This window comes from Sphingomonas canadensis, from assembly GCF_026013525.1.
GTDB classification, from domain to species: Bacteria; Pseudomonadota; Alphaproteobacteria; order Sphingomonadales; family Sphingomonadaceae; genus Sphingomonas; species Sphingomonas canadensis.
The window spans coordinates 288,749-303,836 of sequence record NZ_JAPDRA010000001.1 but is presented as its reverse complement, the minus strand read 5'-3'; the positions used below and the strand labels follow the sequence as shown (position 1 = coordinate 303,836).

Below are 15,088 nucleotides of genomic sequence, written 5' to 3'. Positions count from 1 at the left end.
GCCGCAACATCCGCCGCTACCGCTTCGCCGACGGATCGGAACTATGGCGCACCGGCGATGCCGGGGGGCAGGAGCTGCTGGCTGTGGCAAAGGCGGGCGGGCGGGCAGCCTGCCCCGCTGCTGCTTCCGGAGCCGGTGGACCGGCGGCGGATCGACGCGGGGGCGGCAGGGCTGGACAATGCCCTCTTCGATTTCGACTTCGGCATCCTCAGATCCTATTCCTTCCGCCCGGGGCGCGAGGATTGCGGGATCTTTCGCGCCTGGGCCTATACGGCGGCGGGCTGGCGGATGGCCGAGCGGCGGGAGATGCCCGTGTGCCGGGGGCTGGCGCCGCCGGACTGGATCAGGACCTATCGCGCGCCGGCGGAAGGCGCCGCCGCGGGCGGATAGCGGGCGCCGGGCTATGCCCCGGCGGGCGGCAGCGTCAACGTTATGGTGGTGCCGGTTTCGCCGGTCTCGACCGTGATCTCCCCGCCTACCGCCGCCGCGCGGCTGCGCATGCTGGTCATGCCGCGGCCGCCATGGACGCCTTCGGGGATGCCGCGGCCATTGTCGCCGACGACGATTCTGATCCGCCCGTCCTCCAGATAGCCGCTGGCCAGCGTGATCGCGGCCGCGCCCGAATGGCGCATCGCGTTGGTGACCGATTCCTGCAGAACGCGCAGGATCTGCAGCGTCGGGCGCGCGCCCGGCCCCGGCTGGCCTTCGTCCAGGCCGTGGCTGACGCTGAACCCGATCCCCGCCGCCTCCACCTGTGCGCGGACGCGATGCTCGAACGACCGCAGGGTTTCGGCAAGGCCCTCCTCCGCGGTATCCATCGCATCGACGATCAGCCGCAGGTCGGCGATGCTCGATTGCAGCCCCTGCTCGACCAGCTTCGGCTCCGCCGCGCCGTTGCGCACCTGCATCATCAGGCCCAGCAACTGGCCGCCGATCCCGTCATGCATGTCCCGCACGATCCGCTGGCGCTCTTCCAGCATCACCTGGCGCTGGAGCATCTGCTTCTGCGCATCGTAGCTGCGCGAAAGCTCGGCATCCTGCTCCGCCAGCCTCTCGGCGAGGATGGCGTTGGATTTCACCACCACCCGCCTGGCCTCGCTCGCCTCGCGCGCGATCGACGCCACCACGCCAAGGCCGAGCAGCAGCCCGAGCGGCAGGCTGGTGTAGAAGGTTAGCTGAAGGTCCGGCTGGAACGGAACCGAGAGGCGCAGCGCGCTGTCCGCCGCGTCGACCAGATAGCCCGTCAGGCACAGCATCAGCACCAGATGCTCGATCCGCCGTCCTTCCTGCGTGCGAAGGATCGAATAGGCGAGCATCACGAACCCGCCGATCGCCACCGGCACGGTCACGGCCGCGATCGCGAACGGAAGGATCTTCATCACCGATTGCGCGGTGGGGCCGACCGCCAGCCCATAGGCGGCAGTCGCGACCGCCAGGCCGCTCAGCAGGCCCCATGCGATGTTGATCGCCCGCGCCCATGGCTGCGGGAGCGGCTGTTCGACCGCGATATAGCGCGCGAAGGACATCAGCGCCGCGATCTCGAGCAGGTAATAGATCAGATAGGTGGCCAGGAACGGAATCTCGAACGGCATCGAAAAGGTGATGAACCAGCTACGCGCCAGCCACAGCACCATCAGCAGCCGCAGCGCGCGGACGCGCCGGCGATCCTCCGCCGGCCAGTTGATCGCGAGCGAGAGCAGGATGGCGAAGGCGAGGAAGGATACCGCCACCGTCGGCAATATCTCGTTGACGATGCGCTGTGCCTCCGCGGCGGCGGCAGCGTCCAGCGCCGGGCTGATGCTGAAGGGGGAAAGCACCAGCACCGCGCTCTGCGTCTCGACGAACACGTCGATCCGGTTGGCCTTGGGCCTCACATTGGCCGGCGGCAGCATGTAATAACGCGCCTCGCCTTCGGCCGCGCCGCGGCGCAGGTTGAGCGGGACGTTGGGCTGGATCACCGTGCCGTTCAGGCGGATCTCCTTCAGCCCGGGCGTGGCGCCGAGGAAGAAGGCGAGCGGCGCGCCGCCCAGCGGACGATCGAAGTCGATATGGAACACGGCATAGGGGCTGCCATCGCCCACCGGGGCGCTGTAGTTCGGCGTGTTCTCGAACGTCGCGTGCAGAGTCCTGTCCGGTGACAGGGCTTTTCCCTGCGCGTCGAGCAGCTCATATTCCACCGAAGGCCGGTTCACCAGATTGCCCGGGCGCACCGCGCTTTCGCCGGCGGACACCATCAGCCAGAACACGAGCTGGACCAGCGCGATCACCAGCACGCACCCGGCGGCGCGCGCGCGGGCCGAATGGAGGGGGAACCGGCTTCGATCGGCGCGGGCGGCTTGCGTCTGGCTCACGCAGCGCGGCCTATCCTAGGCGGGTTGGACGCGGAAGCGCTTCTTCCAGCCCGTCACGGCCAGCGCCATCCCGCACAGCATCACCGCCGCATAGCCGGCCAGCCACAGCCCCCGCGCCAGCGGCGAGGTGCGGAACGCGAGCTGCCCGGCCAGCATCAGGCTGCCGGTGTCGCCGGGCCGGAAGACCACGGTCGTCCGCTGCCCCTCGGCATAGCCGGGATAATCGAAGCGGGTGACGTCGATCCAGCCGCTGACCTCGATCGCGGCGGCGCGCATGCCTGCTACGCGCGTTTCCTCCCATTCGCCATACGGCGTCGATGCGCCGAGATCGTAGCGGACTGCGATGCGATGGACGTTGCTGGTCTGGGGCGTGCCCCGGCGGTTGCTATGGGCGTTTTCGACGATCGCCTTGCCGGTGATCGTGGCGCCGGAGACCACGCCCGAATCCTTCAGCGCGGCATATTCGCGGTCCGCCTCTGCGTTCAGGAACCACACCAGCGGCACCGCCAGCAGGCAGAGCACGCCGAATATCAGCGGCAGCTCGCCCGGCCTTGCCCGCTTGCGCGGCGGACGCGCGGGCGCCGCCTGCCTGCCGCGCGCCATCAGGCGTTTCCGGACCCGCCGGCCGCCGTGGCGCCCCCGCGCTTGCGGCCGATCCACCAGCCGGCCAGCCCGAACAGCAGCGTCAGCGCCAGCGCGATGGCGATGCGGGGATGGAAGACCGCCGGATCGAACGCCTGGATATCCGAAACCAGCTCCGGCCCGTCGCCGCTATAGGGTGTGTCGACCACGGTCAGCACATCGCCGACACTGGTGCGGTCATAGACGTCGCGCGGAACCCACAGGACTTCGCTGAACGTCGAATCCTTCATCGGATCGCCGGTAACGCGGGGAGGGCCGGGCAGCGCGGACTCCGGAACCTTGGCCGGGTAGTCGGCGTAGCGGACCCCAGATTTGGGCAGGAAGCGGACCGATATGACCTGGACGTCCTTGCTGCGCGAACGGCCGGCGCGCCCTTCGTAGACCTGCTTGTCCAGCTTCTTGCCGGTGACGATCGCCCGCGAAACACTACCCTCGGCGCGATAGCGGCCGATGCCGGACTGTTCCTCCTGCATCCGCATGAAGAAGATGCCGGCAAAGATCAGCGCCAACACGGCCAGGCATTTGAAGACCAGCCCGATCCACGGGCGTGCGGCGTTGTTCATTGCGGGCTCCCCGTTTTTTCAGCGTTCCGCAACGGCTACCCCCACAGGCGCGGGGCGGGCATCCCCTCCATTTGAGGGGGATGCGCGGGTGCGTGGCGCCCTGCGGGGCCGGTAGAATCAGGCGCCGGTCAGTGCCTTCCGCGCGCGCTGGAGCCGGTCCCGTTCAGGCGGCACCGGCCCGCTCCCCCACCCGGTCACCCATGGAATAGACTGGCGTTGGGTGGCCGGGTGGGGGAGCGGGCGGAGCAGCCCAAGTTTCCGGCGATGCGCGGCATCGTTGGAAAGGTTGCGGAGCGTGGGGCCGATTCCGCCAAAGGCGGACAGACTCTAGGCGCGCGCGCGCAGGTGATCGGCCAGGATCGAGGCGACGGCCACGGTGACGTTCTTGCCCATCTGGATGTGCAGGAATTCGTTGGGGCCGTGCGCGTTGGATTGCGGGCCGAGCACGCCGGTGATCACGAACTGGGCCTGGGGGAACTTCTCGCCCAGCATGCCCATGAACGGGATCGATCCACCCTCGCCCAGCATCGCGGCCGGCTTGCCGAAGGCGAGGTCCGACGCCGTATCGGCGGCCTTCGCCAGCCAGGGCGCCAGCGCGGGCGCGTTCCAGCCGTTGCCCGATCCATCGGATTCATAGTGGACGCGCGCGCCATAGGGGGGATCGGCCTCAAGGACTTCCTTCACCAGCGCGTCGGCACGGACGGCGTCGAGCGTGGGGGGGAAGCGGAACGACAGCTTGGCGGCGGTGCCGGGACGCAGCACGTTGCCGGCGTTCTCCGGCAGCGGCGCCCCCGCCAGGCCGGTGACCGATAGCGTGGGCCGCCAGGTGCGGTTGAGCACCAGCTCCAGCCCGTCCTTGCTCACCGGCCCCATCCCCTCGACGAAGGGGAAGCGTTCCCACAGGCTGTCGCCCAGCGCGGCGGCGGCGCTGCGCGCCTGCTCGATCCGTTCGGGCGGGATCTGCGCGTGGAGCGCGTCTAGCGTGATGTCGCCGCTGTCCGGGTCCTCGACGCGGCCGATCAGGCTGCGCAGGATGCGGAAGCTGGAGGGGACCACGCCCGATGCATCGCCCGAATGGACGCCTTCCTCCAGCACATCGACCGAGAGCGTGCCGCTCGCCATGCCGCGCAGCGAGGTGGTGAGCCAGAGCTGGTCATAGTTGCCGCAGCCCGAATCGAGGCACACCACCAGCGACGGCGTGCCGATGCGGTCCGCCAGATGATCGATGTAGAAGGGCAGGTCCGGGCTGCCCGATTCCTCGCACGCCTCGATCACCAGCACGCATCGGGCATGCGGGATGCCCTGATCCGCCAGCGCGAGCAGCGCGGTGAGCGCGCCGTACATCGCATAGCCGTCGTCCGCGCCGCCGCGGCCATAGAGCTTGCCGTCGCGGATCACGGGAACCCAGGGGCCGGTGCCCTCCGCCCATCCGGTCATTTCCGGCTGCTTGTCGAGATGGCCGTAGAGCAGCACGGTATCGTCGATCGCGCCGGGCACCTCGATCAGCAGCAGCGGGGTGCGGCCCTCCAGCCGGACGACCTCCACGGTGGCGCCGGGAAGCTGCGCCGCCTTGGCGCGCGCCCATGCCTCGAACTGGACGACCGCGCGCTCCATATGGCCGTTCGCCGCCCATTGCGGATCGAACATCGGCGATTTGTTCGGGATACGGATATATTCCACCAGCTCCGGGATCACCTCGTCGTCCCAGAGCGTCCCGACAAAGGCCTTCAGCCGGCTGGCGTCCATATCTTCTACTCCTTCGCCGGCACCTGGCCGCCGGAAACGCCCGGCGGCCGCGGCCGGCCTGCACGCCCCGCGACCTATGCCTGCGGCGGGGCCGCCGCAAGGTGCGGGGATGTTTGCGGGCCGCTACCTAGCGGAACAGCGCGCGTGCGGCTGCGGCGATCGCGCGGGCGTCGAGCGCATAGGCGCGGTAGAGGTCGGGCAGGTCGCCGGTCTGGCCGAAGCGATCGACGCCCAGCGCCTGCACGCGCTGGCCATGCACGCCACCGAGCCAGGATAGCGCGGCGGGCGATCCATCCACCACCGTCACCAGCCGTCCGTCGCGGCCGAGCGGGGCCAGCAGCGCCTCGACATGGCTGTCCGGCGCGCGCTCGCCCTCCGCGCGGGCGCGCTGGGCCGCGCTCCATTCGCGGTGGAGCAGATCGGGTGAGGTGACGGCGAGCAGGCCTATGCCCGGATAGTCCTCCGCGATCCGGGTCCAGGCATCCGCGGCCTCGGGCGCTATCGCGCCCATATAGGCGATCGCCTGGGTGCCGCGCGGCTCGCGCAGCCAGTATCCGCCCCTCAGCATGTCCGTTTCCCAGCCGGCGGGGCGCGGCCCGGCCTGTTTGATGCTGCGGGTCGAAAGGCGCAGATAGACCGATCCGCCCTCGTCCGCCTGCATATGGCCGAACGCCCATTGCATCATCGCCGCCAGTTCGTCGGCATAGGCGGGTTCGAAGCTGGTCAGGCCGGGCTGGCCCATGCCGATCAGCGGGGTGTTGATCGACTGGTGGGCGCCGCCCTCCGGCCCCAGCGTGAGCCCGGAGGGCGTGGCGACGAGCAGGAAGCGCGCGTCCTGGTAACAGGCGTAGTTGAGCGCATCGAGGCCGCGGGCGATGAACGGATCATAGACGGTGCCGACCGGCAGCAGCCGTTCGCCGAACAACGGCATGGAAAGCCCGGCGGCGGCGAGCATCAGGAACAGGTTGTTCTCGGCGATGCCCAGCTCGATGTGCTGGCCGGTGGCGCCGCCCTGCCATTTCTGCGGCGATGCGATGCGCGCCAGGCGGAACACGTCCGCCATGTCCTGCCGCCGGAACAGCCCGCGCTGGTTCACCCAGGGGCCTAGGTTGGTGGAAACGGTGACGTCGGGCGAGGTGGTGACGATGCGGTCCGCGATAGGATCGCCGGACTTGGCCAGCTCCAGCAGGATCTTGCCGAAGGCGACCTGGGTCGATTGCTCCGCCGCCGCCGGGGCGGGGATGGCGGGCACCGGCACGGCGGCCGATCGTGGCGGCTGGTGCCGCGCGGCGAAGGGCGCGGCGGCGACGAAATCGCGCAGCGCCTGCGCGCTGTTGCCGCCAAGCCCGGCGAACGGCTCCCACTCCTCGCCCTCGGCGATGCCCATCGACGCGCGGAGCGTGTGGACCTGCGCTTCGGTCATCAGCCCGGCATGGTTGTCCTTGTGGCCCGCGAAGGGCAGGCCATAGCCTTTCACCGTATAGGCGATGAACAGCGTCGGCCGCTCGTCCTGCGCGGCGGCGAAGGCCTCCAGCAGCGTTTCCGGGCAGTGGCCGCCCAGATTGGTCATCAGCGCGGCGAGCGCGGTGTCGTCAAAGGACGCGACCAGCGCCAGCGCGGCGGCATCGCCCGCCAGATCGGCGGCCAGCCGATCGCGCCAGGCCGCCCCGCCCTGATAGGTGAGCGCGGCGAAATCGGCGTTGGGGCAATTGTCGATCCAGGCCGCCAGCGCCGCCCCGCCCGGCCGCGCGAACGCCTCGCGCTGGCGCTTGCCGTGCTTCAGCGTCAGCACGCGCCAGCCGCAGGTCTCGAACATGTCGTCGAAGCGGCGGAACATCCGGTCCGCGGTCGTCGCGTCGAGCGACTGGCGGTTATAGTCTACGATCCACCAGCAGTTGCGGATGCCGTGTTTATAGCCCTCGATCAGGCATTCGTAGATGTTGCCCTCGTCCAGTTCCGCATCTCCCATCAACGCGATCATCCGGCCGGCGTCCTGCGCGGCCATGCCGCCGTGGGCGATCAGATAGTCCTGGATCAGGCTGGCAAAGGCGGTGACCGCCACGCCCAGGCCGACCGATCCGGTGGAGAAATCCACGGGGATGCGGTCCTTGGTGCGGCTGGGATAGCTTTGCGCGCCGCCCAGCCCGCGGAACCGCTCGAGCTGGCCGCGGCTCTGATTGCCGAGCAGATAGTGGATCGCGTGCAGCACCGGGCCGGCATGCGGCTTTACCGCCACCCGGTCCTGCGGGCGCAGCGCACCGAAATAGAGCGCGGCCATGATCGTGCTGATCGAGGCGCAGCTCGCCTGGTGCCCGCCCACCTTCAGCCCGTCGCGGCTGTCGCGCAGGTGGTTGGCGTTGTGGATCGTCCAGGCCGACAGCCAGCGGAGCCTGTCGTCGATCTGCTCGATCAATTGCGGCAGCGCGGCGGCGGTTGTGCGGAGTGCGGTGTTCATGCGGACCTCCCGCCATCTGCTCTAGCAGCGGGGCTTTTGGCATGTCCTTGCGAAGATCGTTGCCATGGTACGATCCATTGGCATAATCCGATAGAATATCGGAAATCTGGAGCGGATCATGCCAATTGAAGCGCTGGACAGGACAGATCGGCGCATTTTGGACGCTTTGCAGCACGATGGCCGGATGACGAACCAGGATCTGGCCGATGCGGTGGGCCTTTCGCCCAGCCCGTGCCTGCGCCGGGTGCGCCAGTTGGAGGCGGCTGGGGCGATCAGCGGCTATGTGGCGCTGCTCGATCCGGCGGCGGCGGGGCTGGAGGTTTCGGCCTTCGTCCGCGTCCGGCTGGTGCAGCAGGACGATCGCCACCTCGCGGTGTTCGAACGCAGCGTGCGTGAGTTCCCGGAGGTGATGGAATGCTATCTGATCGCGGGCGAGAGCGACTATCAGCTCCGCGTGCTGGTCCGCTCGCTCCAGGCGTTCGAGGATTTCCTGCGCACCAAGCTGACCCAGATCGAGGGGATCGCGCAGGTGCAGACCAGCTTCGCGCTGCGCCGCATCGTCTATCGCACGGCGATCCCGATCGACACCTGAGCCGGTTTCGGCGGGTTTAGGCGGCGATGCGCGCCGGGCTGACGGCGGCGAGCAGGGCCGGGTCCGAGGTTGCAGCGCCGGTGACCGCCTCGGCCAGCATCGCGCCGAGCGCTGGCGCGGTCTGGACCCCGAAGCCGCCCAGCGCGGCGAGCCAGTAGAAACCGGGCACCGCCGGATCGGCGCCGATCAGCGGGTTTTCGTCTGGGACGAAGCTGCGCAGGCCCGCCCAGCTTCCGTGCATCCGCATGACCGGATGGCCGGTGAGCTTCTCATAGCGGTCGGCCGCGATCGCGAGGTCGATATCCTCCGGCCAGCAATCGTGCGGCTCGACCGGGGTAGCGTCCGCCGGGGAGAGCATCAGGCGGCCCGCGTCGGGCTTGAAGAACAGCGTCTCGTCCGCATCGACCACCATCGGCAGGCCGGCGATGTCGATCCCCGCGGGCGGATCGATCAGCATCGCCGATCGCCGCTTGGGCAAGACGCCCAGCGGACGCGCGCCGAACAGCGCCGCCACCGGGTCCGCCCAGCCGCCCGATGCGTTGACGGCCACTGGCGCGGATAGGCTCTCGCCGCCCGCCGCGACATGCCATAGTCCGGCGCGAAACTCCGCCCCGCGCACGGGCGACGCGGCGATCAAGGTGCCGCCGTTGGCGCGCAGCAGCTTCAGATAGCCGGTCTGCATCGCGTGCACGTCGATGTCGCTGGCGCCGGGCTCCCACCAGCCGTGATCCAGCCGGTCGGCGCGCAGGATCGGGTTGAGCCGTGCCGCCTCTTCGGCGGTCAGCCGCTCGCGGAACGGCGCCTCGCCCGACTCGGCCGAGCCTGCGGGAGTCACGATCATCACGCCGCGCGCGGTGCCCAGCGCGTCGAACAGCCCCGTCTCCCTCGCCTCGGCGAACAGCGCGGCGGCACGGGTGGTGATCGCCTGGACCGCGCCGCTGCCATAGCTGCGCACGAAGATCGCCGCCGATCGGCCGCTGGAATGATAGCAGGGGTGCTCCTCCTGCTCGACCAGCGCGACGCGGCCATGGCGCGACAGCGAAGCCGCCGCCGCCAGCCCCGCGATTCCCGCGCCGATAACGATGAAGTCGAACCCTGGCACCCCTTGCGCACTCCCTGCTTGCCTTCGCCCGGCACGGCTCGTACATAAAACTGATGTCAGTGTCATCTTTAATGCGCGCGGCGATGCTGTGCCTTGCCGCCCTTTCGGCGGGCGGCTGTGCGGCCGGCACGCGCTACGACCTAGTGATCCGCAACGGCACCGTCTACGACGGCACGGGCGCGCCGGGTCGCGCGGCGACCGTGGCGGTGAAGGACGGCCGGATCGCGCGGGTGGCCGACCCCCGCGCCCGGCTGAACGGCGGTGCCACGATCGACGCGCGCGGGCTGGCGGTGGCGCCGGGCTTCATCGATCCGCACAGCCACGTGCCCGAATCGCTGCCGCAGATGACCGGGGCGATGCTGGACGTGCAGGATCTGTCGCAGGGCGTGACCACGATCCTGGCCAGCCCGGACGGCGAGCTTTCGCCGACGCAGATGCGCTGGCTGATCGGCGAGCTGGAGCGGCGCGGCTCTGGCCCGAACTATGCCTGTTATGTCGGCCATAATGGTATCCGGAGCGCGGTGATGCCTGGCCAGCGGCGCGCGGCCACCGACGCCGAGGTGGTGGCGATGGCGGCGCAGGTGCGCGACGGCATGGCGATGGGCTGCGTCGGGTTTTCCACCGGACTGATGTATGATCCCGGCATGTTCGCCACGGAGGCGGAGGTGCAGGCGCTGGCGCGCGCGGTGATCCCGTTCGGCGGCAGCTATGATTCGCACACGCGCGATCCGGGGTTCCGGATGCTGGAATCCGAAAGCGAGGCGGTGCGCCTGGGCCGCGCGACCGGCGTGCCGGTGAAGCTGGCGCACCTGAAGGCGGTGGGGCTGATCAACAAGGGCCGCATCGGCGACGTGATCGCGATGGTGGAAGGCGCGCAGGCGGACGGCGTCGCGGTGGTGGCCGATCAATATCCCTATGACGGCGCCACGCTGCGCTATGCCCGCGAGCTGTTCCTGACGGCCGACGGCAAGGTTCCGGCGGCGGACGCGCTGGCCGCGGCGCTGGCCGATCCGGCCCAGCGAGAGGCGATGCGCGCGGCGACGGAGGGCGGCGCGGGCGGCTTCTCCTGGGTTAAGGCGGTCGGATACGGATCGATGCGGATCGTGGACGCGCCGGGCGCCCCCGCGCTGGTGGACCGCAACCTGGAGCTGCTGGCGCGCGAATGGGGCGTGGCGCCGTTCGACGCGCTGGCGCGGCTGGCGACCGGATACCGGGACGTCCGGCTGACGCTGGGCAGTATCGACGAGGACGATATCCGCACGCTGATCGTGAAGCCTTGGGTGATGATCTCCAGCGATGGCTTCTACGCCGATGCCGCCACGCTGGCCGCGGGCAAGGCGCATCCGCGATCCTGGGGCAGCTTCGCGCGGGTGCTGGGGCATTACAGCCGCGACCTGCGCCTGTTCCCGCTGGAAGAGGCGATCCGCAAGATGACGTCGCTGCCCGCGGACCATCTGGGGCTGGCCGATCGCGGCCGCATCGCCCCGGGCAAGGCGGCGGACATCGTGATCTTCGATCCCGCCACCATCGATGCCCGGGCGACCTATCTGGAGCCTTCGGCCCAGGCGACGGGCGTGGTCACCGTGCTGGTGAACGGCGTGGTTGCGTTCGACCGGGGCAAGCCGACCGGCGCCACGCCGGGCCGTTTCGTCCGGCGCCAGCCGCTCGCGCCGTGACCCGGCGGATCGCCGGATGGCGGCGCACGGCGGCGCGGGTGCTTGCGGCGCTGGCGCTGCCCGGGCTGCTCGCCGTTCCTGCCCGCGCCCAATCGCAGGCCGATTTCGCCGCGCTCGATCGCGGCGCGCGCGCGGCAATGGTGCAATGGGGGCAGCCGGGGCTGGCGCTGGCGGTGGTGCGCAAGGGGGCGGCGCCCTGGCTGCGCGGCTATGGCGTGCGCAGCCGCGAGACAGGCGAGCCGGTCGATCCCGCCACCGTCTTCGGCATCGGATCGTGCAGCAAGACCTTTGCCGCCGCCAGCGTGGCGTTGCTCGTCGCGCGGGGCAGGCTGGATTGGGAGACGCGCGTATCGGCGCTGCTCCCCTGGTTTCAGGCGCGCGATCCCTGGGTCACGCGCGAGCTGACGATGCGCGACCTGCTCGCGAACCGTTCCGGCCTGCGCAGCGAGGCGATCCGCACCGCTGCAACCAGCCGCCGGAGCTATCTGGAGACGGTCGCGCGATCGGAGCCGCTGCATCCGTTTCGCGCCAACTACGCCTATTCGTCGGACATGTTCACCGTCGCGGGCGAGGCGGTGGCGGCGGCGGGCGGCGCGGCAAGCTGGGAGGAATTCGCCGCGCGTGAGCTGTGGCGCCCGCTGGGGCTGGCGGATACCGGCGCGGACTATCGCATCGCGCGCACCATGGCCGATGCCGCCACTCCCTATCAGTTCGTGGGTGGCGCGCTGGTGCCGATCGAATGGCGGTTCGAGGACGATATCGCGCTGCCCGCCGCGGGGATGAACAGCAGCGTGCGCGATCTGGCGGCCTGGCTGGCCTTCCTGCTCGGCGAGCGCAGGCCGGGCGCCCCCGCGCTGGACGACGCGATCCTGGCCGAGACGCGGCAGGCGCAGATCCCGCTGCGCGGCCCGTTCAACGATTCGCCCTTCCGCGACGTCGCGGGCGTGAGCGACGAGGCCTATGGGCTCGGCTGGTTCCTGATGCGCTATCGCGGCACGGCAGTGCTCTATCACCACGGCAGCCAGGACGGGTTCCGCTGCTTCACCGCGATCGTGCCCGAGCTGGGGCTGGGCTTCGCCGCGCTGGGCAACAGCCCCTATGCGGGCCTTCCGCGCGCACTGTTCCTCGACCTGATCGATCGCGTGCAGGGGCGTCCTCCCGCGGGATGGAGCAGCGCCTTCCTGGAGCGGCAGCGCAAGGCCATCGCCGCGATCGACGCGCGGGAGGCGGCACTTTCCGGCGCGCGTGCCGCCACGGCCCCGCCGCGGCAGGGAGGCGCCTATGCCGGGCGCTATGGCGACGGCGGGCCGATCGGCGCGGCGCTGGTGGCTGCGGAGGGCGGCGCGCTGACGCTGACGATCGGCCGCGAAACCTTCGACCTGGCGCCCTGGAAGGGCGACTGGTTCGCGGTGATGCCGCGCCGGTCGTGGCCCGCGCCGCGCCAGGCCCTCCTCGAATTCCGCGCCGGACCCGACGGGCGCATCACCGGCCTGTCCCTCGACGGCCATATCCTGGAGCGCGAGCAATGAGCCGCCTGAAGAAAGCCGCGCGGATCGCGCTCTATGCCGCCGCGGGCACGGTGGCGCTGACCGGGCTGGGGCTGGCGGGCGGCTATCTGTGGCTGCGCGGTTCGCTGCCCGCCTATTCGGGCACGCTCTCCGCACCCGGGCTGAAGGCGCGGATCGAGATCGTGCGCGACGCCCAGGCAGTCCCGCACATCTTCGCGAGCAATCGCGAGGACGCCTTCTACGGACTCGGCTGGGTCCATGCGCAGGACCGGCTGTGGCAGCTCGAGATGACACGCCGCGCCGGGCAGGCGCGCATCGCCGAGGCGGTGGGCGAGGACGGGCTGGCGACCGACCAACTGGTCGCCGCGCTGGACCTGGACCGGGTGGCGCGCGAGACCGACGCTCGCAACGATCCCGCGACGCGCGCGGCGATCCGCGCCTATGTGGCCGGGATCAACGCTGCGATCGACGCGCGGAGCGGGCCGCTGCCGCCCGAATTCCTGCTGCTGGGCCTGGTGCCGGGGCATTGGAGCGAGGCGGATGTGAACCGGCTGGGCGGGCTCGCCGCGCTGGGCTTCGGCGATTGGCGCGAGGAGTTGCTGCGCGCGCGCATCGCTACGCGGATCGACTGCGCCCGGCTGCGCGATCTTTACGCCCGCGCGGACGAGCCGGGGCCGGTGACCTATCCCGGCGCCGCCGCGCAGGACGCGAAACCCGCGGATAGTTGCGGCGCGGTGGCGCTGCGCGGCAAGGCGGCATCGGCCATCCCCGATCTGCCGTTCGGCCGGGCCAGCCCCGCGTCGAACAGTTGGGCGATCGCGGGCAGCCGCACCGCCGGCGGATCGCCGATGCTGGCGAATGATCCGCACGGGCCGCTCGGCGCGCCGGCGGATTATTATCCGGCGCGGCTGGTGTGGCCCGGGTCCGAGATCGTCGGCGCGTCGCGGCCGGGATCGCCGGCGATCGCATCGGGCCGCAACCGCGACATCGCCTGGGGCGTCACCGACATGATGGCCGACCAGGCCGACCTGTTCGTCGAGCGGCTCGATCCCGCCGACGCCAATCGCTACCTCACGCCCGATGGGCCGCGTCCCTTCGCCACGCGGCGGGTGACGATCCCCGTGAAGGGCGCCGCGGCGCGGCAGGTCACGCTGCGCTATACGCGGCACGGCATCGTCATCTCCGATATCGACGCGGACGCCGCCCAGTTGCTGAAGGAACAGATCGGCGGCGGGCATGTGATCGCGCTCGCGGGGCTCGATTTCCCGGGCGGCAATCCGCTGGTGAAGGCGTTCCTGGGCATGGCCGAGGCGCGCGACTGGAACGGGTTCCAGGCGGCGGCGCGCGATTTCGGGCTGCAGCACAACTTCGCCTTCGCCGCGCGCGATGGGACGATCGGGATGCTCTCCGCCGGCCACCTGCCGGTGCGGGGCGGCGACGGCTTCCTGCCCGCGCCGGGATGGGACGCGCGCTTCGATTGGAAGGGGTTCCTTGAGCCCGCGCAATGGCCCTTCGTGCGCGATCCCGCGGCCGGATATGCCGCCAACGGCAACAACCGGCTGGTTTCGGGGCAGGGTGGCGCGATCGACAGCGCGGCGTTCGAGCCCGGGTGGCGTGCGGCGCGGATCACGGCGCGGCTGGCGGCGATGCCGCGCGCCAACCTGGAAAGCGTGAAGCGCCTGCAGACCGACATCGTCTCGGCCGAGGTTGCCGCGCTGCGCCCCGTGCTGGAGGCGTCCCGGCCCGCCACCCCAGGCGGGCAGCAGGCGCGGGCGATGCTGCTGAAATGGGATGGGGCGATGGCGCCCGACCGGCCCGAGCCGCTGATCTGGGCGGCGTGGCAGCGCGCGATGGGGCTTCGGCTGATCGGCCCCGCGCTCGGCCCGCTCGCCCAGAGCTGGCTGGCGGAGAACCGGCCGCGGTTCAAACGGCTGCTGCGCCCCGGAAGCCCGTGGTGCGGCGATTGCCGCGCGCTTGCGGCGCAGGCGCTGGACGAGGCGGTTGACGGGCTGAACAAGCAGATCGGCGGCACGATGGAATCCTGGCGCTGGGGCAGGCTCCATCAGGCGCGCTTCGATCATGAGATTTTCGCGCATGTGCCGCTGATCGCCGGGCTGGTGGCGATCCGGGTGCCCGCAGGCGGCGATGCGGTGACCGTGAACGCGGGGCAGGGCGCGCTGTGGAGCGACGATCCCTGGAGCGACGTCTATGGCCCGCGCTATCGCCAGATCATCGATCTGGGGGCGCCCGAGAAGAGTCTGTTCATGATCGCGCCGGGCGTTTCGGGCAACCCGCTGTCGCCCTGGTTCGGCCATCTTGCGGGGCGCTGGAGCCAGGGCGGATATTTCACGCTTACCGGCGATGCCGCGACGCTGCGCGCAGAGGGCGTGGGCAATATGATCATCGATCCCCGGCGCTAGGGACTTCCGGCGCCGCGGCCGCCGGGACGAACA

The 15,088-nt window shown here is 70.6% G+C and carries 11 protein-coding genes; 5 read left to right on the top strand and 6 right to left on the bottom strand.

All coding sequences use genetic code 11. The annotated features are described in order from the left end of the window. Positions 1–57 precede the first annotated feature (57 nt). Complete coding sequence (locus OM513_RS01440; protein ID WP_264942368.1) at positions 58–390, top strand: DUF1176 domain-containing protein; 333 nt, start codon at positions 58–60, stop codon at positions 388–390. An 11-nt stretch (positions 391–401) separates the two neighbouring features. Here the strand turns inward: OM513_RS01440 and OM513_RS01435 are convergent, their stop codons facing one another. The 5 genes from OM513_RS01435 to OM513_RS01415 all read right to left on the bottom strand — a co-directional run bounded on the left by OM513_RS01435 (position 402) and on the right by OM513_RS01415 (position 7,757). Continuing rightward, positions 402–2,351: a sensor histidine kinase gene (locus OM513_RS01435; RefSeq protein ID WP_264942367.1), complete on the bottom strand. Its 1,950-nt coding sequence runs from the start codon at positions 2,349–2,351 to the stop codon at positions 402–404. A gap of 15 nt (positions 2,352–2,366) precedes the next feature. After that, positions 2,367–2,954 carry a hypothetical protein gene (locus OM513_RS01430; RefSeq protein ID WP_264942366.1) on the bottom strand — a complete coding sequence of 196 codons (588 nt, stop codon included), beginning with the start codon at positions 2,952–2,954 and terminating at the stop codon, positions 2,367–2,369. After that, on the bottom strand, positions 2,954–3,556 hold the full coding sequence (locus tag OM513_RS01425) for a hypothetical protein (protein WP_264942365.1): 603 nt from the start codon (positions 3,554–3,556) through the stop codon (positions 2,954–2,956). The genes OM513_RS01430 and OM513_RS01425 overlap by 1 nt, the downstream gene beginning before the upstream one ends. Positions 3,557–3,883: 327 nt before the next feature. After that, positions 3,884–5,302 carry a M20 family metallopeptidase gene (locus OM513_RS01420; protein WP_264942364.1) on the bottom strand — a complete coding sequence of 473 codons (1,419 nt, stop codon included), beginning with the start codon at positions 5,300–5,302 and terminating at the stop codon, positions 3,884–3,886. 127 nt (positions 5,303–5,429) lie between these two features. Then, positions 5,430–7,757: a transketolase gene (locus OM513_RS01415; RefSeq protein ID WP_264942363.1), complete on the bottom strand. Its 2,328-nt coding sequence runs from the start codon at positions 7,755–7,757 to the stop codon at positions 5,430–5,432. 118 nt (positions 7,758–7,875) lie between these two features. On the opposite strand from OM513_RS01415, the gene OM513_RS01410 reads away from it, so the two are divergent. Beyond that, a complete protein-coding gene (locus tag OM513_RS01410; protein WP_264942362.1) occupies positions 7,876–8,349 on the top strand; it encodes an Lrp/AsnC family transcriptional regulator in 474 nt (157 codons plus the stop codon). 16 nt (positions 8,350–8,365) lie between these two features. On the opposite strand, the gene OM513_RS01405 is transcribed toward OM513_RS01410, so the two are convergent. After that, positions 8,366–9,451, bottom strand: a complete 1,086-nt coding sequence (locus tag OM513_RS01405) for an NAD(P)/FAD-dependent oxidoreductase (RefSeq protein WP_264942361.1) — start codon at positions 9,449–9,451, stop codon at positions 8,366–8,368. Positions 9,452–9,534: 83 nt separating this feature from the next. Between OM513_RS01405 and OM513_RS01400 the strand changes: the two genes are divergently transcribed. From OM513_RS01400 to OM513_RS01390, 3 genes are read left to right on the top strand one after another with little or no spacing between them, the layout of a single operon-like run. Further along, positions 9,535–11,127, top strand: a complete 1,593-nt coding sequence (locus tag OM513_RS01400) for an N-acyl-D-amino-acid deacylase family protein (RefSeq protein ID WP_264942360.1) — start codon at positions 9,535–9,537, stop codon at positions 11,125–11,127. Beyond that, positions 11,124–12,656 (top strand): serine hydrolase, encoded by a 1,533-nt coding sequence (locus tag OM513_RS01395; RefSeq protein WP_264942359.1) that lies wholly within the window; start codon positions 11,124–11,126, stop codon positions 12,654–12,656. Before OM513_RS01400 ends, OM513_RS01395 begins: the two co-directional genes overlap by 4 nt. Beyond that, positions 12,653–15,055, top strand: coding sequence for a penicillin acylase family protein (locus OM513_RS01390; protein ID WP_264942358.1), 2,403 nt, complete (start codon positions 12,653–12,655; stop codon positions 15,053–15,055). The genes OM513_RS01395 and OM513_RS01390 overlap by 4 nt, the downstream gene beginning before the upstream one ends. The last annotated feature ends 33 nt before the right edge of the window (positions 15,056–15,088 follow it).